This window comes from Francisella salina (assembly GCF_000219045.1).
In the GTDB taxonomy this organism is placed as follows: domain Bacteria; phylum Pseudomonadota; class Gammaproteobacteria; order Francisellales; family Francisellaceae; genus Francisella; species Francisella salimarina.
This window is the reverse complement of record NC_015696.1, coordinates 1,791,775-1,812,812: the sequence shown is the minus strand read 5'-3', so window position 1 is coordinate 1,812,812 and position 21,038 is coordinate 1,791,775. Positions and strand designations below refer to the sequence as shown.

Below are 21,038 nucleotides of genomic sequence, written 5' to 3'. Positions count from 1 at the left end.
ATGCAATATAAAACAAAAGCTAAAAAATCATTAGGTCAAAATTTTCTGCAAGATGAAAATATAATAAGAAAGATAGTTCAATTAGCGAATATTAAAAAAGATGATATGGTGCTTGAAATAGGCCCTGGTTTAGGAGCATTGACTCGCTATATACTCACATACTCTAACCATGTAAGTGTAGTTGAGTTTGATGCTAGTGTCATTGATACTTTGTTACAAAACTGTCAAAAATATGGCGAGCCAAAAATTTTTAATGAAGACTTTTTGAAATTTAACTTAGATATCCTTAGAGTCGAACATCAGCAAAAAATAAAACTTCTTGGTAATTTGCCCTATAATATCTCATCACCAATATTGTTCAAAGTGATTGAGCAAAGCGACAAGATTATCGATGCTCATTTTATGCTTCAGAAAGAAGTTGTAGAGAGAATTATATCTCAACCAAATTCCAAGTCTTATGGGAGGCTATCAGTGGTTTTACAGTATCATTTTGATTGCAATATGATAATGAAAATTCCTCCTGAAGTGTTTTACCCTAAGCCTAAAGTTGATTCGGCTATTTTACGTCTTAAACCAAAAACTGATAAACTGATTATTAATGATTATCACTTTTTTGAAAGTATTGTTAAACAAAGCTTTGCGCAACGCAGAAAAACTCTGCATAATAATCTTAAAGGTATATTAAAAGAACTTAATGTAGATCCTAGTACTTTGCCCGTAAATACAAAGTTAAGAGCGGAAAATTTAAGTGTGGAGGATTTTGTTAGTTTAGCAAACTTTTTGAAATAAGGTGTAAGATAAATGGCTACATATGTTATTGGTGACGTACAAGGCTGTTACGATGAGTTGCAATTGTTGTTGCAAGATATAAAGTTTAATAAAAATAAAGATAAACTTATTTTTGCAGGAGATATTTTAAATAAAGGACCTAAGTCTCTTGAGACAGTTGATTTCATAATGTCTTTAGGAGAGTCAGCGCAAGTTGTATTAGGTAATCATGAGATATTATTTCTGGCTATTAGCTATAACTACTTGCCGTCAAGTAGTAAAAATACTTTCGATGATATTATTAAAGCTAATAACTTAAGAGAAATTCAAGAGTGGTTATGTAATCAAAGCCTTCTAATCAAAGTAAATGATACTTTTGTTGTTCATGCAGGAATTCCACATATTTGGTCGCCTAAAAAAGCTCTTAAAAGAGCTAATGAAGTAGAGTTTGTATTAAGAAACATAACGACTAGAAGGCTTTTATTAGCTAATCTGTTTAATAATGAAATGGAAAAGTGGAATAAAGAGTTAGAGGGTATAGATAGATGGTTGTGTATACTTAACTACTTTACTAGAATGAGAACTGTAGATAAAAATGGAAGATTAAATCTTAAGTTCAGCTCAACAATTGATCAAATCCCACAAAGTTTTAAACCATGGTTTAAGATCAAACATAAGAAATTTGAAAATAAGTATAAGATAGTTTTTGGTCATTGGGCAGCTATCAAAGGAGAAACAAAAGATAAAGGTGCTATAGCTTTGGATACAGGTTGTGTTTTTGGTGGTCGACTAAGTTGTTATTGTATAGAAACGCATAAGCACTATAGTGTTAAAGCTTTGAAAAGCTATAAGGATGTTTAATATGGATATTTTACTCATTAACGGTCCAAACCTTAATCTATTAGGTAAGAGACAACCTCATATTTATGGTAATAAGACTATTGATGATATTAATAATGAGTTACTTAAAATAGCACAAAATAATAATGTAACTGTTGATTTTTTCCAGAGTAATCATGAGGGAGAGATCGTTGATAAAATTCAACAATCAGCATCTAAAATAATAATTATAAACCCAGCTGCATATACTCATACAAGCATTGCAATACGCGATGCTTTTTTGGCTATAGATAAGCCTTTTATTGAAATACATTTGTCGAATATATATAATAGAGAAGAGTTTAGGACTAAGTCGCTTCTATCAGATATTGCTCATGGATGCATATTTGGGTTTGGACCAAACGGATATACATTAGCGCTAATAGAAGCAATTAACTATATTAATATGAAAGGAGAGTAGAAACATGGATTTATTAAAAGCGATAGATAGAGTAGCAGAGATTCTTAACTCGAGTGATATCAAAGAGATTAGAGTTAAAGATGGTGGCTCAAGCATCTTTATGACAAAAAATAATACTGCTGCTACGGTTGTATCATCAGCTCCTGCTGTAAGTAGTGTTGCTTCAGCAGCACCAGTAGCAGCTAGTGCTCCAACTACTGCAACTTCAGCTCCTAAGCAAGTAGAAGCAGAAGAAATTAACGGTGAAGAAGTTAAATCTCCAATGGTTGGTACTTTTTATAGTGCGTCTTCTCCTGATGCGGCACCTTATGTTAAAGAAGGTCAAGAAGTTAAAAAAGGCGATGTTCTTTGTATAATTGAAGCAATGAAAATTATGAACAAGATTGAAGCTGAGAAAGCTGGTAAAATTGTTAAAATTATCGCTAAAGATGGTGATCCTGTACAATTCGATCAACCTTTATTTATTATTGAATAATAAACAATCAGTAATTTAAGTAAAGACTTCATAAATCTAGTATAAACTTTTAAAGGTAATACAAAATGATTAAAAAAGTATTAATTGCCAATAGAGGTGAGATAGCTCTTAGAATATTAAGAGCATGTAGAGAGTTGGGGATTAAAACAGTAGCTGTTTATTCAACTGCTGATGCTAATCTGATGCATGTTAAGTTGGCTGATGAAGCAGTTTGTATAGGTCCAGCTGCACCTAACCTTAGCTATCTTAATATTCAAGCAATCATCACAGCTGCAGAAATAACTAATGCCGATGCTATTCATCCAGGATATGGTTTCTTATCAGAAAATGCAAAGTTTGCAAAAGCTGTTGAAGAGAGTGGTTTTATCTTTATAGGGCCACGTGCAGAAAGTATCGAAGTGATGGGTGACAAAGTTGAAGCTATTAAGTGGATGAAAAAAGCTGGTGTTCCTTGTGTTCCTGGATCTGGTGGCCCACTTGGTAGTGATGAAAAGAAAAATTTAGAGATTGCTGAGCAAATTGGTTATCCAGTTATTATCAAAGCAGCTGGCGGCGGCGGTGGCCGTGGTATGAGTATTGTTAGAAAGAAAGAGGATTTAATTAGTTCTATCTCTCTAACAAAAAGTGAGGCTAGAATTGCTTTTAATAATGATATGGTATACATGGAGAAGTTCTTAGAAAACCCTCGTCATATTGAAATTCAGGTATTTGGTGATGGTAGAGGAGAAGCAGTGTATCTATTTGAGAGGGACTGCTCTACTCAAAGAAGACACCAAAAAGTCATAGAAGAAGCTCCTGCAATTGGTTTGACTGATGAGCAAAGAAAGCGTATTGGTGAACAATGTGTTAATGCTTGTAAAATACTTAAATATCGTGGAGCCGGTACTTTTGAGTTCTTATATGAGAATGGAGAGTTCTATTTCATTGAAATGAATACAAGGATTCAGGTGGAGCATCCAGTTACAGAATCAATTACTTCTACAGATCTTATCAAAGAGCAAATTAAAGTTGCAGGTGGAAGTAACTTAAGCTGGAAGCAAGAAGATATTGCTATAGTTGGACATGCTATTGAATGTAGAATTAATGCTGAAGATCCTGAGAAAATGATTCCTTCTCCAGGTACTATAGATATGTATCATGCTCCTGCTGGTCCAAGAGTTCGTGTTGACTCCCATATATACTCTGGTTATACAGTACCACCAAATTATGATTCGATGATTGCAAAAGTAATTGTTCGTGGACATGATAGAGAGACTGCACTACAAAAAATGCGTGCTGCGCTTGAAGAAATGGTAATTAACGGAATCAAAACTAATATACCTCTTCATCAAGAAATTCTTAATAATGAGGAATTTATTAAGGGTGGAACTAACATTCATTTCTTGGAAAAAATGTTAGAAAAGAAAAAACAACCTAAGTAAATCTATTCTTTCACCTATATCTTCATTTAAATTTTAAATTTTTTCTTATATACTTTTATCAATATTTAAAATAATATCATATTTGTAAATTATGCATAGTTTTCAAACTTTTCTAAAGTCTACAAGAGAAGCAAAAGAGCTTCAAAGAGAGACAGTTGCAGATGCTATAAACTTATCAGTACAAACAATTGAGATAATCGAAGAAGCTGATAATGATTCATTATTACAAAATTCTAGTAGTGTACTTAAAAATCAAGTGAGAAGATACTGTGAATATTTAGAAATTTCTGAAAAGAAGATAGTATCGATACTTAATAAAATAGATGTGTTGCACTATAAAAAGTCACGTTATGGTAAGTTAAAACTGTTTGATTATATAAACAGATTTGCAATTCTTATACTAGCTGTAGTAATAATAGTTTTAGTGATTAAACACTTAAAAGAAGATGTAGATGTATCAGTATCAGAAGAGAGTCCTAAATCAGCTATAATCTATACACCAATCAATTATGATTTAAATGAACCTGATCAACAACAGCAGACCGTAGAGCATAAGCCTGTCGCTGATATATCTGCTACTCAAAATGTCTCAAGTAGTAATAATGGAGTGGATAGTGGCTCTTCAGAGGTAACAAAGGCTGGTAATGATTCTCCTGATGCTACTATTAATCAAAGAGCTATGAAGGCACATCCACCTGCAACTGCTAATATGAATAATATTGTTATTGATGACGGTATTGATGATACTACTAAATAATATTCAACTATAGTTTCTTTATAATGAATGTTTTAAATAATGTATTACTTAGAGTAGAGAATTACTCAGTTTCTTATATTCTATTTATAGATTTTATTTTATGCTTCGTACTTAGTGTAATTATTTCAGTTCTTGGTAGTATCTTAGTAATTAGGTATAAAAATACAATTAGATTTACATTTGTTAAATCATTTAAGTTAACTTTATATCTAATAATATGGGCTTATTTTATTAAGACTTGTGTCGATTTACCCGTAATAGTCCATCTGCCAAATTATAAAGAAGTTATAATTCTGTATTCTGACAAAATTTTTGATTTTTGCGTCTACTTGGCAATTATTATTAGTTTATTCAAATTCTTGTATAATAGTAAAAGTATAGCTATTGAAAAGAAAAAAGCACAAAATAAAGATGCGTATAGTGATTTTAGAGATATTAATGCCATATATAAAGCTTTTGAATTAGGAGCAGTGGCTATCTCTGTTGTATTGGTTTTAGCAGCATTTAATGTTCCTTTAACAGCTTTGGGAGCCTTTAGTGGAGTTGCTTTTGCCGGACTGACTTTTTCTCAAAGTACTTTGATAACGAATTTTTTTGGTGGTTTATTTGTTGTATTTAATCGTAAGTATTCTGAGGGGGATGTGATTTCATCTGATATTAATTCATCGATAAAGTTTAGTGGAACTATTAAAAAAATTGGCACTCTTACAACACAGGTTGATAATTATGAAACAGCGCCAATGCATATTCCAAATTCAGTGTTTTTGAATACTTGTATAACAACAACTTCGCGTCGTACTCACAGACGTATAGTACAATTTATAACTATTGATTATAGATATATCGATAAAATACCAGTTGTTAAAGAAAAAATTCTTGCGGTGCTTAAATCTCATCCTAATATTGATCAGAATAAAACAGTATCAGTATCATTAGCTTCAAGTGGAAGTAATATCTCTGGTAAATTAGAAGGGAGTTTTGGAGCTAATGGCGTGAATTTGCAGGTCTATGCGATGGTAAGTAAAGTATTTTTTGTTGACTTCATAACAGTTCAGGATGAGATATTTTTGAGTATTGCAAAAGAGCTGAATAATTTAAATGTTGAATTTGCAATTAATCCAATTACTTTGAATAAGTCGCAGTAGCAATCTTAAGTATTAATTAGCGATTGTTTTAGTTTAAAATAGTCAAATTTTGTATCTTATCAATATTTTCTAAACTCATAATGAGTCTATCAAAACCTAATGCTACTCCTGAGCATTCTGGTATGTTTTCTATACAGTTTAGAAGTTTGTGATCTATATCTAAAGTGACTTTATCTTGTTGCTTTCTTATCTTTAAATCATTATTAAATCGTTTCAGTTGTTCATCTTTATCAATAAGTTCATAGTATCCATTTGCTAGCTCAATACCATTATTGAATACTTCAAACCTAGCAGCTACTAATTGATTGTTTGGATTATATACTTTTCTAGCTAGTGCGGATTGATGAATTGTATAATCATAAATAAAATAAATAGTATCTTTTTGGTTAAGATTTTTTTCAATTTTATAACTAAAAAGTATATCTAAACAATCTGCAATGGTTGGATTTGATAGTCCTTGAATATCTCCAACTGTTTCTTTGACCATATCCTGTAAATGCTCTAGAGAAATATCGTGGGGATTAATATTATAATATTTTTCAAATGCTTCATGATAACTTAAATATACAAAGTTTAAACTTAGTTTAAGCTCTAAGAATAAATTTTGCATTTCTTGCATTAGCTGTAGATAATCTATACCTGTTCGATACCATTCTATCATTGTAAATTCATGCTTATGGAGTTGTCCACAAGGCTCATCACGAAATGCTTTACAAATTTGGTATATACTACCACTACCTGCAGCTAATAGTCTTTTCATCGCATACTCTGGAGAACTTTGGAGGTATCTTTTACCAGAAACTGTCTCAATACTAAAAACATCTATAAAAGGGTCCGTTACACCAAACTCATATGCTAAGGGTGTATCCACTTCGAGTACTTCTAGGTTTTTGAAATAAGTACGAATTTTTTCTAAATATTTCGCACGTTTTTTAACATTCTCTAGGCTCATTGTATAACTCTTATTTTGCTGATATTTGCTAGATCAAATTCATGAAGATTGTTATTGTCATCTAAAATTCTTAGCATTAGATTATCAGTAACGCCTTTTGCGGTCCCTTGAAAACTCTTATTTGAATAGTTAAAGGTAATCTTTTTGTTTAGAGTGTAATCATACTCTGAAAAAGTCTCAAGAATATCTAAGTAAGATTTTTCAAAATTATTAATAACATATTTTACTAAATCAACTATAACTTTTGACGAGTCTATCTCATGGTTATTAATTATAGACAATGATGTCCATTGCCTATCAATATCTTCGTTAATATTTTTCATATTTACATTTATACCGATACCAATAACAATATCAAAACTATCTTTTTTAATATTTTTAGTTTCAATAAGTATTCCTGCTAATTTATGATCTTCAAAATATATATCATTTGGTAATTTTATTTTTAGTTTTTCTTGTTGATCAGCTGGAATATATTTCTTGATAGTTTCTAAAACTCCCAGTGCTATTTTAAGACTTATAAAAGAGTCTTTTACGATGCTAAAGTTACAGCTAAATGCTAATGTTGAATAAATATTATCACTGTTATCAGAGATCCATTTATCACCACGACGTCCACGTCCTTTAGTCTGTTGATCTGCATAGCAAAAATGATACTTATGTGATAGCTCTCTTTCTAGTAAATAGTCATTAGTTGAGCCTATTGTAGTGAAATGTTCAACATATATATCATCAATAGCTTTACTGAGAGTTGTCTTAATATATTTATGATTTTTCATTTTTTGATAAGTTTAATATTGAGAGATAAGTTTGTCTGTCCGAGAAATTCTTCTTTTTGGAGCTCATAACAGGCTCTTATAGTATCGCCAATAGCTATATGTTTAGTTATTTTATTGTCTGAAGCATTAAACCATATTGCTTTGATTGAAGGAATGTTTTTATAGCGTAAAACTAGTTGAGCATGGTTTTTATCTTTACCAACTAAACGTAGATTTTCTATAGTGAAACTATTGTAAAATAGAGGTTTTTCAAATTCTCTACCAAATGGCTCAAGAGATTCTATCTTTTCTAGAGTTTGTAGTCTGAAATCATTTTCGTCAAGCTCAAAATCATACTCTAAAATAGGCTCTAAAGATATATTATTGTTTTTAACGAAATTGATAATTTCACTTTCAAATAAATCATAAAAAGTATCGAAATCAGATTTATTAATTGTTAAGCCAGCAGCTCCTTTATGACCACCATACTTTATCATCAAAGTAGGTGATTTAAGTGCTATAGTATCAAGGATGGTTTTGATATTAATATTATCTATACTTCTAGCAGAGCCTGATATTAAGTTGGAATCATTTTGTGTTTCAGAAAAAATAATGACAGGTTTGCCAAACATTTCTTTGACTCTACTTGCGGTTATACCGTGAATTCCAGAATGGCCATCATCAAGTAATATACACAGAGAGAAATTGTCGTCGTTCAGTTGATGAGCTTTAGTTATTGCTTCATGAGTAAGCTTTTTTTGAATTTCTTTACGTTGGTTATTTTGCTTGGTTAGGTTTTCGTATGTTTCTTCAATTTTGCGTTCATCATTTTCAAGTAAGAAGCTAACAGATCCTAATGCATCAGAAACTCTTCCATCACTATTTAGCAAGGGAGCTATACTAAAGCTAATATACTCACTTGATAGCTTCTCTTTATCTAAGAAGTCCCAACATAGACGATCGTTATTCTTTAGTTGCTCTATACCTAGTTTTGTAACAATGCGGTTGTTGTGACTATTTGCCATGCTAACACAGTCTGCAACTGTACCAATTGCAACAAAGTCAAGTAAATTACTTAATCCGTAAGACTTAGATAATGATTTAGCATTTTGCAGATATTTTCTACGAAGAGCTGCCATAAAAAGCCAAGCAACCATACAGCCAGCTACAGCTTTGTCTGGATAGTTACAATCATGTTGAGTTGGATTAAGTATCGCTATAGCACTTTGCGGAGGGCCTTCTGGTGGAATACCATGGTGATCTGTTACAATGCTGTCTATTCCATTTTGTTTAAGAACTGCAATCCTAGGCTCATCTGTTGAACCATTGTCAGCTGTTATAACAAGGCTTGGTCTAATTCTATCTGTTAATATCCTATTCATCAAAGACTCTGATAGACCATATCCTTCCTGCATCCTGTGACCTATATATGAACGAATCTTTTCTTGAGGGTAATTAAATATCTTTGTCAGCGCTTCATATAAAATTGCATGAGATGTTTGGCCATCACAGTCATGGTCGGTTTCTAATCCAATGATTTCATTATTTTGTAACGCTTGAAAAAGTCTATCTACGGCTTTATCGATATCTTTGAAGAGAAAGGGGGATGATAGATCTTTGATTGATCCTTTCAATATAAGGTCAATATTCTCAAAATTATTTACTCTAGAAGAGATTATTTTTGATAAGAATGTATCGTAACCTTTTGATATCAAAGTATCTAAAACTTTTTGGTTAGTTTGTTTTTGTTTTATTAGCATAAATTTATATTAGAAAGATTTTTTTTACCACTGAGGTGGTTTCGACACATATTTACACCTGATATAAATAGTAATGCTAATGGTATTGCAAAGAATATACCCCACAATCCCCAAATACCCCCAAATATCAAGATAGATGATACTACCCCTACTGGGTGGATATTTAGAACTTCAGAGAAAAGAAGAGGTACTAATAAATTACCATCTAAAGCTTGAATAATAAAAAATACTATCAGCATTGATACAAATGTACCATTTAGTCCAAACTGAAGGATACCAACCATAACAACAGGGATTGTGATAATGATCATTCCAATATATGGAATAATAACAGATAGGCCAACACCTACCGCTAATAGTAATGCATAGTTCAAGTTAAAATACGCAAAACCAATATATGTTACAATCGAAACAATAATTAGCTCAATAGCTTTGCCCCTAACATAGTCAGCAAGCTTAGGTTTTAAATCATTCCATACAAAATATAGGGCTCCATCTTGCTCCGGTAAGAATGATTTGAACCAGTTAATCATTTTTTCTTTGTCTTTTAGGAAGTAAAAAACCATAAGTGGTACTAAGAAAAGATATATTAATATAGAGAAAATAACAGGTAGTGTTGTAGCTGTATTCTCTAATATAAATGAGCCAATACTGGAGCTGATTTTCTTCCAATCAATGCTGTCAAACCAACTTACAATAGAGTTAATTCTTTCATCTGTAAGAATTGTAGGGTATTTGAGAGAGAGTTGCTCTAGACTTTCTTTCAAACTTGATAGGGTGTGAGACGCTTGTTTAATAAAGTCAATCAACTGATTAACGATAATCGGTAGCAATACAAATATCAATGACAAAAGTAAAATTAGGAATAGTACATATACAAAATATACTAGAATGATTCTCTTAATTTTTGTAATTTTATGTAGAATATTTACAAGAGTGTCAAGTAAGTAAGCAATAACTAGAGCAGCCAATATTGGTGCTATATAGTCACCCAAGAAAGTTAAAACTAGATAGAAAAATAACATTAAACCAAAAAACACTATTGGTTCATTGTTTTGATATCTGTTACCATACCAGTTTTTTATAGTTCGTAAGAGCATTGTTAATTAAGCTATTATTAAATTGATAATATTGTATCAGTTTTGAAAAAAATTGAATATATAAAGGTATTAATGGAAAGAATTTAAAATATTATTTCTTAATAGTTATAACAGCTGGGATAATTAATGTTATTACAATTCCACTAATAAGCATCATATCAAAACTAAAAACGGACATTGCCATGCTATCTATAGGTATGAATCCAACTATAATTGCAACAATACATCCAATACACCCTAAAAGAGCCATTAGTATAGTACCTAGAGAGCCTTTACATATTTCATACTGACCTTCTTGAAGAGGAGAGCTGAGTTTAAGCTTCACAGCTGTAATAAACATGAGTATATATGCAATAACAGCTAGCTGAGCAGTTAAGTCACTTAGGTACCAATATGCTTCATTTACTGATGGCATAAATATATACGAGAAGCAAAATACTGTGAAAATGAGTGCTTGAGTAATTAGCATAGTATCAGGAGCATCATTTTTGTTAGTTCTACCAAACATCTGAGGTAGGATATTGTCATTACTGACAACCATAAATGCTCTAGATAATCCCATAATCCAAGCTGAGGTTGTAGTAAATGCACCAAATATTAATGTAATAGCAATAATATATGTCATCCAAGGCATATTGATTTGGTTAAAGAAGTAGTGAAATGAAACCATCAATCCTGTAACAATATCAACATCGCCAATCTGTAGCTGACTACTAACTAAAATCACTGCAATATTTGACAAAATCAAAGAACCTAATATTACAGAACCTGAAATTAGTAGGGCTCTAGGAAAGTTCTTTTTGGCATTTTTGACATTAGCAGCGTGGATTGCACTCATTTCTAGACCGAATAAACTAAACATCACTGTGATAAATAAAGCCCAGCTACTCATGTTATTACCTGATGGGATAAAATCAGTAACACTAGGTAATACTATTTCAGAGCTGTGAGAAAATGACCAAATAATAGCTATTAATATAATAATAAACATAGGTAGGAGTGTACCTATAATAGCACCAAGAGTACTAACTGTACTTGAAGTTTTGATACCAAATAAGTTGATAGCTGTAGCACTCCAAAACATCACCAAACTCATAGAGATCATATACCAAGGGTTAGCTACTAGTTCGTTGGCATTTTGACCTATAGTTGGAGCTATTACATAAGCGATAATACCAGCGAAAAAGCCACAAATAGATGGAAACCAAACTAAGTTATAAACCCACTGTATCCATATCACTAGGAAGCCCAATCTTTTACCAAAAGCTTTTTTGACCCAGATGTAAATACCACCAGTTTCTTGAGAGGATCCTGTAGACATTTCAGCAGTAAGTAGGGCGCATGGAACTAAAAAGAAAATACCTGCTAGTATATAAAAAGTAATAACTATCCAGCCAGCTTGAGCGGTAATTGATATGTTTCTTAAGCTATCAACAGCAATAATATTTATCATAATTAGTCTGATTAGACCAAACTTTTTACTACTAACAATTTGTTCCATTATTCTATTTTTCTATTTCTCCGATACCACGGTTTAGTATATACTTAAAGGAATTTTATAACAACTAGAGCGTGTGTTAGTTTTATGAAACAAAAAGTTTTTGTTTTAGGCCTACTAGTTAGCCTATTTAATGTGGCTTATTCTGAAGAAAACTCGTATGTTTGTGATAATAAAATTCTTAAAAATCCAATTATATCAACAGAGTCAAGAACGCAGTTGAATTTTACAAACTGGGCTGACTATATATCTCCTGATATAGTACCTTGCTTTTCTGATTTATCTAATACCAGAGTTAAGTACATATATACATCTGACGATAATATGACTAGGGCAAAAATAATGACAGGCTCTTCAGGTTTTGATTTGATTGAGCAAGGTGCTCTATATCTAAATAGTGAAATAGCATCTAAAGCACTTATTAAACTTGATAAGTCAAAATTACCAAACTTAGATTATCGTAATAAAGTAATTTATGATAAGGTTTCTCAAATTAATGATCCAGGGAATAATTATGCTGTAGTTTATAGCTATGGTACTACTGGGTTAGCTTATAACAAACAAGAAATAGAACAAAGATTAGGTAAGGGTATTGTTCCTAATAGTTGGAAATATGTATTTGATAAAAAGTATCTCAAACAAATAGCACCATGTGGAGTCTCATTGCTTGATGAGCCTGAGCAGATTTTTGGTAATTATTTCTACTATCATGGTATTGATCCTAATACTAATAGTAAAGCTGAATATGAGAAGGCAGCTTTGGATATTATCAAGAACATACGTCCATATATTAAGTATTTTGATAGTAACAAATATCAAAATGATTTTACAGCAGGTAACTTATGTTTAGTGATGGGGTACTCTGGCGATGTAGTTAGATCTGTCGAAAGAGCGAAAACTATTAATCCTGATGTGACTTTAGCTTATGTGATACCTAAAGAAGGTACTAATATTTGGTTTGATATGCTTATGATTCCAAAAGGAGCCAAGGATCTTGATAAAGCTTATGCTCTTATGAATTATATTATAGATCCGTATGTAGCAGCTCAAAACAGTAATTATTTATATCAGCCTAATGCAGTTACGCAAAATGAAAAATATTTAGATGATATATTTAGTGACACTAATATCAGGCCTACTGATGAGATGATCAAAAAGATGTATGTTCTTAACATTCATGATGCAGAAATGCAGAGCTTTATTAGTAGAATGTGGATGAATGTTAAATATGGTATAGAATTTACACCTAAGTATTATAAGCCCAACCAAAATTAGTCTAAAGCCCTTTTGGATTGAGTACTTCTAAAAGAGGTGATTGGTTAGCATGTATTCTTAGTTTTTGATCTCTGCTAATATTCGATGATAATTCTTAAACCTAACGGGGTTGATATGACCTCGTTTAACTTGTTCGACTATTTCACAACCCCTAGAACCCTCTTCATGTGAGCAATTTCTGAATTGGCACATACCCTTGTATTTTTTGAAATCTAAGAAACCATCAAAAAGCTCTTCTTTTGTGATATGCCAAAGTCCAAATTCTCTAATGCCAGGAGAGTCAATTATGCTAGTAGTATCATCTATCTCGTACAAGGTAGAGCATGTAGTTGTATGACGCCCTTTTTTGGTGGAATCCGATACAGCAGTTGTTGCAGTGATTTTAGTACCTAATATTGTATTTAATGTTTCAGACTTGCCTACACCTGATTGACCTAAAAATATAGATGTTTTATTTTTAAGTTCTTCAAGTAAGTTGTCAATCCCTATATTGTTTTGTGCAGAGGTATAGAATACTTTATAGCCGATTTCTTGGTAAACATTTGCTAAGTCTTGAATATATTTCTTATCTTTCTCTTTTTGATCATCGATTTTATTGATAACAATTATAGGTTCAATATTACTATTATGTAATGCTGCTAGATATCTATCAATATAATGCTCAACTGGTGCCGGAGAATGTGCAATAATTATTACAGCACTATCAATATTTGCAGCGATATTCTTATTTTTGCGCTGATATTGGTTGGGACGAGCGATTAAATTCTTTCTATCTAATAATTTAGCAATTACATAAGTGGAATTTGTATATTCAAGTTCTACATTATCGCCAACAGTAAGTTCGCCCTTTAAGTGGCTTCGTAATAGTGCCGAAACTTTCTCGCCACTTGTAAGTTTGACAGAAATATTGCCACCAAAGTTTGTTATGATTTTTCCTTGCAAAGATATATTATGAATTATCTTTTTATTAAAGTTAATTATAAGCATTATTTATGAAAATGCGAATAATGTCTTGTATATATTTGAATAAAAATATTATCTTTGCTAGTATCGAGAGATTAAGAAAGAAAATTCATATTTAATCTTAAAGAAGAATTAAAGGAGAAGTAATGAAGAAAACTAAATTTTTGACATTGATGGCTTTGGCAACATTTGGTGCGACGAGTTTTTCTTATGCAGATGATGCAGGTGGAGTTAATCTATCACCAGAAGGATACTGGGTGCAATTTGATGAAGATCCAGATGCTGGTCGTGGTATGCCTCAGGGTATAGTACACACATACTTTGCAAAGAATAATGATTATGGTAAAAAAGGTACTCTACAGATGGAGATTGTTGTACCTTTAATGTATGTAGACTCATCTGGCAAGCCAACTAAGCCTAGAGCAACTTGTAATAACTGCTCAAATGGTTCATATAACGGATTTGACTATAAAGGTAAAAACACCCCATTACAAGGAATAGTATTCGCAGGTAATATGCAGCCACAAGCGGGTACAGGTGTTGCTGGTCAAAGTAGTGACGTATATAAAGATGGTGGTGTAATAAATCCAAATGATGGTAAAGTCTATGCATCTGAAGCACAAGTTCAAGATGCAGGTAGAACAATGTATGCTAAAGCTGCTTATATCGTTTGGGGCAAAGAGTTAGGTAGCAAAGCTGCTCATTGGCAAAGAATCACAAAAGCTGATTACGAAAAAGTTAAAGCAGATTGTGGTGTAACCGCTGATGGACAATATGTAAATAAAGATGAGAAGGTTACTGCTACTTGTACTAACTATCCTGTTGAGCAATTTGGTGTTAAAAGTCCTGTCTAATTAGTTTGTATAATTGCAAATTTTCTTTATACTTTATCTTAAAAGTCATAATAAATTTCTAGAATGATTAAAAAAATTACGTTTCTAATTTTTGGTCTTTCCATTGTTATGTCAGGCTATGCTAGATTTGATAAAACAAATGCAAATGGCTACTGGTTACAAAAGGATGAAGCAACTAACACAAATGTGGGAGTGATTCATGCTTATACTAATGACCATGGTAGTTTGAATGCTAGAATGTTTGTGCCGTTAGCAAATGTAGATGGTGGCAAGGTTCATCCACCTATGATTTATTGTAAAAATTGTGGCAAGGGAGATGCTTATGGGCATAAATATGATTACTCTAGTGGGAGTGATACATATCAAGGGCTAGAGTTTGTATGGGATATTAAAAAATCAGGTTCTGTTGATAAACCACATGGTAAAGGACCAGTTTATACGGAGGGTTCGGTACTAAATCCACATGATGGTAAGTATTATCACGTCAAAGCTCAAACCATAGAGGATGGAGACAAAGTATATGTTAGAGCTTTTTGGGGCTATTTGGGTAAAGATGAGTATTGGCAAAGGATACCTAAGTCACAAGCAAACAAGATAAAATGGGAATGTGGTTTGACCAAAGAAAATATCTACCCATATCAAGATAAGTCTGGAAATATAGTTGATCAGAAACTATGGAAGGAGTGTTCAACAAGAGATTTCGTAAAAGATCCTTTGTAATAGTTATTATTTATGCATTTTCAGCAGAATTATCGTCAAATAAAGGTTTTATCTGAAAGCTTAGCTAATCAAATAGCGGCTGGAGAAGTTATAGAAAGACCCTCGTCTGTAGTCAAAGAACTTATTGAGAACTCTATAGATGCTGGGGCAACTGCTATCACCATAGAAGTTCAAGAGGGAGGTAAGTCATTAATTAGAATTAGAGACAATGGTAAAGGGATTACTCGTGATGATTTGCGACTAGCTCTAGTACCTCATGCAACAAGTAAAGTCTATACTCTCGAAGAGTTAGAATCTGTGGCTAGTATGGGTTTTCGTGGTGAGGCTTTAGCGAGTATTGCATCTGTATCTAAGCTAAAGATTATATCTAAACATTATAATCATGATGATGCTTGGCAAATTAATAATCAAACTAAAGAAATCATACCAGCAGCTCATGTAACAGGAACAACTATAGAGGTTAGTGAACTCTTTTATAATACTCCAGCACGACGCAAATTTTTGAAAAAAGATAATACTGAGTTTTTACATATTTCTGATTTACTTAAGAAATATATGCTTTGCTATTTTGGTATAGCCTTTAGACTTATTCATAATGGTAAAGATGTCAAAGATCTACTTTCAGCAGAAGATGCGCAACTTAAATACAATCGTGTCTTAGATTTGTATAGTCGTGATTTTATTGAAAATGCTATTTATATAGATAAAGAGGTTGGAGATGCTCATCTATGGGGCTGGGTGGCTAGTCCTAGATTCAATAGAGCTAGAGCAGATATGCAGAGCTTTTATATAAATGGGCGTATTATCAAAGACAAGATTGTTACTCATGCGATAAAAAATGCTTATAAAGATGTAATGTATGGTAATAGATATCCAGCATTTTTGCTTTATCTTGATATGGATTATAAAGAGGTGGATGTAAACGTTCATCCAGCTAAAAGTGAAGTGCGCTTTAGAAATCAGAAATTCATCTATGATTTTCTTTTTGGTACAGTTAATAAAGCTATAACTACTAGTGCTGATGTTGAAGTAGATAAGTCTGCTCTTCAAGAGGATATCCAAGAAGAATCAAATAGTGCAAATAATCCATTGAATATTGGTAATATGAGCTTGGATATTAGTGTTGAAGATGAGCAAGAGGAATCTGAATCAAATACTAGCTTACTTGATAGATATCTAAATAATCAAAATACTCAAGAAAATGAAATTCACATATCACAAAAGCCAAAATCTAGTGGTTTGGGGCAGGCTATTTGTCAGATCCATGGTATATATATTCTCGCGCAAGTAGATGATGGTGTGGTACTTGTAGATATGCATGCAGCACATGAGAGAATACTCTATGAAGAGATGAAAAAAACTTGGCATGCAGATACGGATAAATTTAAACAGAATCTACTTATGCCACTTACATGCCAGTTATCTAGTAAGACTGTTGCAACAATTGATGAAAATATTGAAACTTTCGAAAAGTTAGGTTTTGAGATATCTATAGTAGCTGATGATGCAATACTTGTACGATCAACGCCTATTTATGTTAAAGATAAAGATGTACAAAATCTAATATCAAATATAGCTACAGAGCTTACATCTTCTGGTAAGACAAAGAGTGTCGAGTTTTATCTAAACCATATTTTGGCTACAGTATCTTGTCATGCTGCTGTACGAGCAAATGATAAGCTTAGTATTCAGGAGATGAATCATCTACTAAGACAGATGGAAACTGTTGAAAATTCCGGTCAATGTAATCATGGCAGACCGACTTGGGTTAAATTAAATTTTGCGCAGTTAGATAATTTCTTTTTGAGGGGACGTTAACCTTAAATATAAAAAACTATAACTTGTTTGTTATTGTAGTGACAGAACATTGTTCTGTCTTTTCTATTTCGCTACTTACTGCGTAAGTTATAGCGACATACTTTTTTCATGGCAGAAAAAGTATGCAAAACTGCCTAGCACTTCGCTATCGTAGTTCAAAACAAATGGAAAATAAAAAACTCACTTCGTTCAAACAGTTTTATTTTCTAATCATTTGTTTTTGAAACTACTTGTCGCTGATGTGCAAAAGTCATAAAAGTAAGAATATAGCTTTATTGATATGAGAATTATAAATACTTATTATTTAGTATATTAATAAGTGTTAAATTTGTAGGAACTATTTTGAAAAAATTATATCAACGATTTTAGGTTTTATTTTACTTGGAGCGGTAGGTTGGGGATGCTACTTGATTATTTCACTTGTTTGGAATCAATTTAAGCTTTTGGATCCTAAAGTTTCAATTAGTTTATTAACAGCCGCTACAACAGTGATAGCTGCAACTGTAACAGTTGTTTTAGGAAAGTATTTTGAACGAAAGAAAGATATTGAAGCACACTATAGAGAAAAGAAAACTCAAATATACGATGAGTTTTTATGTAAACTTCTCAAACTTTTCTATGGTACTTCAGAAAATAATAAAGAAATAGATGACCTCGTTAGTTTTCTTCAGGAATGGCAAAGAAAGATAATTCTTTGGGGAGGACAAGATGTCTTATTAAATTATATTAACTGGTTGGAGCGTTTAAAGGAAGGTAAAAATGATGCAAAAGTTATGTTTATGATGGAAGAGCTTTTTTAGAAATTAGAAGGGATCTTGGACATAAAAATAATAAGTTGGTCAAAGGTACATTTACCCGCTTGATTTTAAAAAATCCAAAAATCTTTTTGAGTATGGCTAAAAATAATCCAGATGTAACATTGCAAGAAGTAGCTGAAGCAGAGAAAAATTTAGTAAACTTACAATAAAAAACTGGAGCTGTCTTAGATAATTGAAATTATAAACCTAATCTACCCAATATCCTTAAGATTATGGATAGTCACAGCTAGCATTTGCCGATGTATCTCTTGCTTATAAATATTTTTAATATAGAATGACTTTAGATTATTTGTGTCTGTATTTTCTGTAATTAATTTAGTCATATGAATTTAAAAATCTTATCTTGATAGGTATTGGTATGCTCAATTATTTTAAAGTTAGAGGTAGACTATTTAGTAATAGTTCTTTTAGCTATGCTTGTGTGATGACTTTATTTAATGCTACTGTGGTAGGTATCGCGTATATATCTATAAGTTGGCATTTGTTAACTCTGAAGAATAACCTTGAAGTTATAATGTTATTTATGCTTACTTGGTGGATTTTTGGAGTGATATTATCTCCAATTACAGGTTATTTTGCTGATCTTATACCTAGAAAAATAATTATAGTTCTAGTAAATATCTTTAGAGTTATATTACTTTCAGCATTTGTATTTTTGGGTAATTTAGATTCTTTAACTCTAGTATATTTGTTTACAAGTATATGGGGGATTATATTAGCATTTTTTATGCCGGCAATGATGATAATGTCGCGAGAGCTATTTCCTAATGATGATGTTCTATTGTATGCAAATAGTACGATGGATGGTCTATTTGAATTTGGTATGGTTATTGGAATGTCTTTAGGAGGGATCTTAGTAGCGTATTTCGATATGCACCAGATTATGATAATAATGCTTGCTGGAAGTATTTTTGCGACTTTGTGTAGTTTTATGATTGTACCAAAGAGAATTGTAAAAAATCAAAAGGGGAGCTTTTTAGATAATTGGAAGGAAGTTATTAATTATCTTAGTAAAAATATATCGTTATATTGGTGTTATTTGGCTCAAGTTAGCATGACTTGTATATATATGATTGCTCCAATCTTCATATCTCCATACGCTAAGAATATTCTTCATGCTTCATCTTTGGAATTTGGACTAATAGAAGTGGCATTTTCGGTAGGTTTTATTATTGGGAATATTTTACTGCCATATATGATAGAAAAAATGTCGCCAAAATTAACGCTAGCTTTTTCTATGAGTGCATCAGCTATGATGTATTTGTTATTGGGATTAAACCAAAGTATAGCTTTTGCTATCTTGTATTATCTAGTAGCTGGTGTATTTATATCATCATGGGTAATAATTGTTACTATAGCACAAAAAAATACGCCGATAACTTTACAGGCTAAAATACAAGGTGTTGCTTATGGTTTATCTGGTCTGGTGGTTATGTTTATATATACAATATTTTTTATGATTAATTATTTAGAACCATTACCTAGTAATAGATGGTTTTATGTATTGGCAGCTTTGGCATTATGTACATTATGGCCAATATTTAATGGATTAAAGTTTTTAGACAAAACTAAGTAATAGATATTGAATTAGTGATGAGTTGAAATTATTGATTTAAGTTATCCAAATACTTCTCAGCATCTAACGCAGCCATACAACCAGTACCTGCAGAAGTTACAGCTTGTTTATAAACATGGTCGGCTACATCACCAGCTGCGTATACACCTTGTATATTGGTTTGAGTAGCATCACCAGCTAAACCTGATTTTACCTTGATATAACCATTTTCCATTTCAAGCTGATCTTTGAAGATACCTGTGTTTGGAGTATGACCGATAGCAATAAATACCCCCATAACATCAATTTTAGATTCTTCGTTAGTTTTGACATTTTTAAGGCGTAGAGCATTCACACCCATATCATCACCAAGAACCTCTTCTAGTGTCGTATCCCAGATAATATTTACATTACCATTTTCAGCTTTTTCCATTAGTTTATCGATAAGGATTTTCTCAGATCTAAGCGAATCTCTACGATGAATTAGTGTTACAGATTTAGCAATGTTTGATAAGAAAAGAGCCTCTTCAACAGCTGTGTTACCACCACCAACAACTGCGACATCTTTGTTTTTGTAAAAGAAGCCGTCACAAGTAGCACAAGCAGACACACCCTTGCCCATGAACTTTTCTTCTGATTCTAAACCTAAGTATCTAGCAGTAGCACCAGTAGCTATAATTAGAGCATCACAAGTATACTCTTCAATCTCTCCAACTAATTTGAAAGGTCTAGCTTGTAGGTCTACAGAGTTAATTGTGTCATATGTGATTTGTGTATCGAATCTCTCAGCTTGTTTCTGTAGCTTTTCCATAAGCTCAGGACCCATGATACCATCAGCTTCACCTGGCCAGTTATCTACATCTGTAGTAGTTGTAAGTTGTCCACCGGGTTGCATACCTGTGATTATTATAGGGTTTAAGTTTGCACGAGCCGCATAGATCGCTGCAGTATATCCAGCAGGACCAGATCCTAGGATTATTAATTTATGATGATTTGCCATTTTAAAAAGTTCTTCAAAATACGATTATGGCGAAATTATAGCATAGTGCTTGTTCAAGTGAAATTTTGAAATAACCTTCTTAAGAGGTTTATTTTTGAAAC

At 32.2% G+C, this 21,038-nt stretch carries 20 protein-coding genes; 13 read left to right on the top strand and 7 right to left on the bottom strand.

Going from position 1 to position 21,038, the window contains the following annotated elements; all coding sequences use genetic code 11:
• The 7 genes from rsmA (at position 1) to F7308_RS08835 (ending at position 5,866) form a co-directional block, all read left to right on the top strand.
• Positions 1-789: a 16S rRNA (adenine(1518)-N(6)/adenine(1519)-N(6))-dimethyltransferase RsmA gene (gene rsmA, locus F7308_RS08865; RefSeq protein ID WP_013923533.1), complete on the top strand. Its 789-nt coding sequence runs from the start codon at positions 1-3 to the stop codon at positions 787-789.
• 12 nt (positions 790-801) lie between these two features.
• Positions 802-1,629: a symmetrical bis(5'-nucleosyl)-tetraphosphatase gene (locus F7308_RS08860; protein ID WP_013923532.1), complete on the top strand. Its 828-nt coding sequence runs from the start codon at positions 802-804 to the stop codon at positions 1,627-1,629.
• 1 nt (position 1,630) lies between these two features.
• Positions 1,631-2,068: a type II 3-dehydroquinate dehydratase gene (gene aroQ, locus F7308_RS08855; protein ID WP_013923531.1), complete on the top strand. Its 438-nt coding sequence runs from the start codon at positions 1,631-1,633 to the stop codon at positions 2,066-2,068.
• A 4-nt stretch (positions 2,069-2,072) separates the two neighbouring features.
• Positions 2,073-2,543 (top strand): acetyl-CoA carboxylase biotin carboxyl carrier protein, encoded by a 471-nt coding sequence (gene accB / locus F7308_RS08850; RefSeq protein WP_013923530.1) that lies wholly within the window; start codon positions 2,073-2,075, stop codon positions 2,541-2,543.
• A gap of 65 nt (positions 2,544-2,608) precedes the next feature.
• Positions 2,609-3,964 carry an acetyl-CoA carboxylase biotin carboxylase subunit gene (gene accC, locus F7308_RS08845; protein ID WP_013923529.1) on the top strand — a complete coding sequence of 452 codons (1,356 nt, stop codon included), beginning with the start codon at positions 2,609-2,611 and terminating at the stop codon, positions 3,962-3,964.
• Between the two features lie 91 nt (positions 3,965-4,055).
• Positions 4,056-4,721 (top strand): helix-turn-helix domain-containing protein, encoded by a 666-nt coding sequence (locus tag F7308_RS08840; protein ID WP_013923528.1) that lies wholly within the window; start codon positions 4,056-4,058, stop codon positions 4,719-4,721.
• Between the two features lie 23 nt (positions 4,722-4,744).
• Complete coding sequence (locus F7308_RS08835) at positions 4,745-5,866, top strand: mechanosensitive ion channel family protein (RefSeq protein WP_041263826.1); 1,122 nt, start codon at positions 4,745-4,747, stop codon at positions 5,864-5,866.
• A gap of 28 nt (positions 5,867-5,894) precedes the next feature.
• On the opposite strand, the gene epmA is transcribed toward F7308_RS08835, so the two are convergent.
• The 5 genes from epmA to gadC all read right to left on the bottom strand — a co-directional run bounded on the left by epmA (position 5,895) and on the right by gadC (position 11,937).
• Positions 5,895-6,818, bottom strand: coding sequence for an EF-P lysine aminoacylase EpmA (epmA, locus tag F7308_RS08830; protein WP_013923526.1), 924 nt, complete (start codon positions 6,816-6,818; stop codon positions 5,895-5,897).
• Positions 6,815-7,597, bottom strand: coding sequence for a biotin--[acetyl-CoA-carboxylase] ligase (locus F7308_RS08825; RefSeq protein WP_013923525.1), 783 nt, complete (start codon positions 7,595-7,597; stop codon positions 6,815-6,817). Before F7308_RS08825 ends, epmA begins: the two co-directional genes overlap by 4 nt.
• Entirely contained in the window at positions 7,594-9,336 is a 1,743-nt protein-coding gene (recJ, locus tag F7308_RS08820; protein WP_013923524.1) for a single-stranded-DNA-specific exonuclease RecJ, read from the bottom strand. Before recJ ends, F7308_RS08825 begins: the two co-directional genes overlap by 4 nt.
• Positions 9,330-10,436, bottom strand: coding sequence for an AI-2E family transporter (locus F7308_RS08815; protein ID WP_013923523.1), 1,107 nt, complete (start codon positions 10,434-10,436; stop codon positions 9,330-9,332). Before F7308_RS08815 ends, recJ begins: the two co-directional genes overlap by 7 nt.
• 91 nt (positions 10,437-10,527) lie before the next feature.
• Entirely contained in the window at positions 10,528-11,937 is a 1,410-nt protein-coding gene (gene gadC, locus F7308_RS08810; RefSeq protein ID WP_013923522.1) for a glutamate transporter GadC, read from the bottom strand.
• Positions 11,938-12,021: 84 nt separating this feature from the next.
• Between gadC and F7308_RS08805 the strand changes: the two genes are divergently transcribed.
• Positions 12,022-13,209, top strand: coding sequence for a polyamine ABC transporter substrate-binding protein (locus F7308_RS08805; RefSeq protein WP_013923521.1), 1,188 nt, complete (start codon positions 12,022-12,024; stop codon positions 13,207-13,209).
• Between the two features lie 57 nt (positions 13,210-13,266).
• On the opposite strand, the gene rsgA is transcribed toward F7308_RS08805, so the two are convergent.
• Positions 13,267-14,151 (bottom strand): ribosome small subunit-dependent GTPase A, encoded by an 885-nt coding sequence (rsgA, locus tag F7308_RS08800; RefSeq protein WP_041263977.1) that lies wholly within the window; start codon positions 14,149-14,151, stop codon positions 13,267-13,269.
• Positions 14,152-14,318: 167 nt separating this feature from the next.
• Here rsgA and F7308_RS08795 point away from each other — a divergent pair, with 167 nt between their 5' ends.
• The 5 genes from F7308_RS08795 (at position 14,319) to F7308_RS08775 (ending at position 19,958) form a co-directional block, all read left to right on the top strand.
• Complete coding sequence (locus tag F7308_RS08795; RefSeq protein ID WP_013923519.1) at positions 14,319-15,026, top strand: DUF2147 domain-containing protein; 708 nt, start codon at positions 14,319-14,321, stop codon at positions 15,024-15,026.
• A gap of 108 nt (positions 15,027-15,134) precedes the next feature.
• Positions 15,135-15,746, top strand: a complete 612-nt coding sequence (locus F7308_RS08790; RefSeq protein WP_013923518.1) for a DUF2147 domain-containing protein — start codon at positions 15,135-15,137, stop codon at positions 15,744-15,746.
• Positions 15,747-15,758: 12 nt separating this feature from the next.
• The gene (gene mutL / locus F7308_RS08785; RefSeq protein ID WP_013923517.1) at positions 15,759-17,564 is read left to right on the top strand and encodes a DNA mismatch repair endonuclease MutL; all 1,806 of its coding nucleotides are present in this window, start codon (positions 15,759-15,761) and stop codon (positions 17,562-17,564) included.
• A 407-nt stretch (positions 17,565-17,971) separates the two neighbouring features.
• Entirely contained in the window at positions 17,972-18,364 is a 393-nt protein-coding gene (locus F7308_RS08780) for a hypothetical protein (protein WP_013923516.1), read from the top strand.
• 376 nt (positions 18,365-18,740) lie between these two features.
• Positions 18,741-19,958 carry an MFS transporter gene (locus F7308_RS08775; protein WP_013923513.1) on the top strand — a complete coding sequence of 406 codons (1,218 nt, stop codon included), beginning with the start codon at positions 18,741-18,743 and terminating at the stop codon, positions 19,956-19,958.
• Positions 19,959-19,986: 28 nt separating this feature from the next.
• Here the strand turns inward: F7308_RS08775 and trxB are convergent, their stop codons facing one another.
• Positions 19,987-20,937 (bottom strand): thioredoxin-disulfide reductase, encoded by a 951-nt coding sequence (gene trxB, locus F7308_RS08770; protein WP_013923512.1) that lies wholly within the window; start codon positions 20,935-20,937, stop codon positions 19,987-19,989.
• Between the last annotated feature and the right edge of the window lie 101 nt (positions 20,938-21,038).

Coding starts and splice junctions, on each gene's coding strand:
- F7308_RS08835 (WP_041263826.1), top strand. CDS start 4,745: ATGAATGTTTTAAATAATGTATTACTTAGAGTAGAGAATTACTCAGTT.
- F7308_RS08840 (WP_013923528.1), top strand. CDS start 4,056: ATGCATAGTTTTCAAACTTTTCTAAAGTCTACAAGAGAAGCAAAAGAG.
- aroQ (WP_013923531.1), top strand. CDS start 1,631: ATGGATATTTTACTCATTAACGGTCCAAACCTTAATCTATTAGGTAAG.
- mutL (WP_013923517.1), top strand. CDS start 15,759: ATGCATTTTCAGCAGAATTATCGTCAAATAAAGGTTTTATCTGAAAGC.
- F7308_RS08790 (WP_013923518.1), top strand. CDS start 15,135: ATGTCAGGCTATGCTAGATTTGATAAAACAAATGCAAATGGCTACTGG.
- F7308_RS08815 (WP_013923523.1), bottom strand. CDS start 10,436: ATGCTCTTACGAACTATAAAAAACTGGTATGGTAACAGATATCAAAAC.
- accC (WP_013923529.1), top strand. CDS start 2,609: ATGATTAAAAAAGTATTAATTGCCAATAGAGGTGAGATAGCTCTTAGA.
- rsmA (WP_013923533.1), top strand. CDS start 1: ATGCAATATAAAACAAAAGCTAAAAAATCATTAGGTCAAAATTTTCTG.
- epmA (WP_013923526.1), bottom strand. CDS start 6,818: ATGAGCCTAGAGAATGTTAAAAAACGTGCGAAATATTTAGAAAAAATT.
- F7308_RS08775 (WP_013923513.1), top strand. CDS start 18,741: ATGCTCAATTATTTTAAAGTTAGAGGTAGACTATTTAGTAATAGTTCT.
- F7308_RS08825 (WP_013923525.1), bottom strand. CDS start 7,597: ATGAAAAATCATAAATATATTAAGACAACTCTCAGTAAAGCTATTGAT.
- F7308_RS08805 (WP_013923521.1), top strand. CDS start 12,022: ATGAAACAAAAAGTTTTTGTTTTAGGCCTACTAGTTAGCCTATTTAAT.
- gadC (WP_013923522.1), bottom strand. CDS start 11,937: ATGGAACAAATTGTTAGTAGTAAAAAGTTTGGTCTAATCAGACTAATT.
- recJ (WP_013923524.1), bottom strand. CDS start 9,336: ATGCTAATAAAACAAAAACAAACTAACCAAAAAGTTTTAGATACTTTG.
- F7308_RS08860 (WP_013923532.1), top strand. CDS start 802: ATGGCTACATATGTTATTGGTGACGTACAAGGCTGTTACGATGAGTTG.
- accB (WP_013923530.1), top strand. CDS start 2,073: ATGGATTTATTAAAAGCGATAGATAGAGTAGCAGAGATTCTTAACTCG.
- trxB (WP_013923512.1), bottom strand. CDS start 20,937: ATGGCAAATCATCATAAATTAATAATCCTAGGATCTGGTCCTGCTGGA.
- F7308_RS08795 (WP_013923519.1), top strand. CDS start 14,319: ATGAAGAAAACTAAATTTTTGACATTGATGGCTTTGGCAACATTTGGT.